At 62.5% G+C, this 843-nt stretch carries 1 protein-coding gene and 1 pseudogene; one reads left to right on the plus strand and one right to left on the minus strand.

Features of this window, described 5'->3' with window-relative positions:
- A partial coding sequence (locus MUW49_RS18265; RefSeq protein WP_202904331.1) for a transposase occupies positions 1-82 on the plus strand: 82 nt, incomplete at its 5' end.
- 76 nt (positions 83-158) lie between these two features.
- Here the strand turns inward: MUW49_RS18265 and MUW49_RS18270 are convergent.
- Positions 159-643 (minus strand): annotated as a pseudogene (locus MUW49_RS18270) (GNAT family N-acetyltransferase).
- Positions 644-843 lie beyond the last annotated feature (200 nt).

Raw genomic sequence — 843 nt, forward strand, 5'->3', positions numbered from 1 at the left:
GTCACGCTCTTACTTTGCGGGCTCTTGCGGCGGAGCACCGTTGGAGGTGATCAAGCAATACATTCAAAACCAGCGGGGCTGACGCCCCGGCGAAATTCCCCTCCCACCTACGTCGGAGGGAGTCCCCTTTCGCATTTAAGATGGCAAAAGCGCCGATGCTAAGCCTTGGGGCCGAACCTCGTCAAGGTGCAGCCCTGGGCCTCTGCCTGCTTGATGACAAACCCCTTCTCGATGCCCGCCTTGAAGCCCAGCTTCTCATAGAGGCGATGGGCTTCATCGCGCCCTTCCCCCGAGAGCAGCATCACCTTGTAGCCATCCAGCCCCCAGGCCAGGGAGAGCGCCTGTTCAAGCACCTTCTGGCTCAGCCCCTGGCGTCGGAACGCAGAGGCCGTTACCACGTGCTCTATGATGCCAAAGGGCCTGCCGCCGTTGCTCAGGGTCGGGATCACACCGAGCTGGCAGGTGGCGGCGAGCTCACCGCCCACCTTCGCCACGATGATCCGCACCTCGGGCCTGGCCAGCAGGCTCGCGAGCGTCTCCCTCGCCATGGAAAGCGGCATCACGGGATCCCGTGGTCTGAGCTCGGCGTAAAGGCTGAGCAAGCCGCCAGATCCTGCTCCCTGCACTCTCTGATCACCACCATGGCAACCTACCTGATCTGCCACTCCTCTTTCGGCTGATCATGCATGACGCCAGCTTGACATCCTCCCCCACCTTAGCGCTTCGCGTCACAGGAGGGGGATTCCCATTACTGGGTGATAGCTGCTCGCGCAGTACCGGGTTCCTGCTTCATCGGGCGGCCTGATTGCACCGCGCCTCCACAGGCTAAAACGGCGTGTCCCG

Origin of the sequence: Aeromonas sp. LsrichE-8G (genome assembly GCF_022869435.1) — a bacterium.
In the GTDB taxonomy this organism is placed as follows: Bacteria; Pseudomonadota; Gammaproteobacteria; order Enterobacterales; family Aeromonadaceae; genus Aeromonas; species Aeromonas caviae.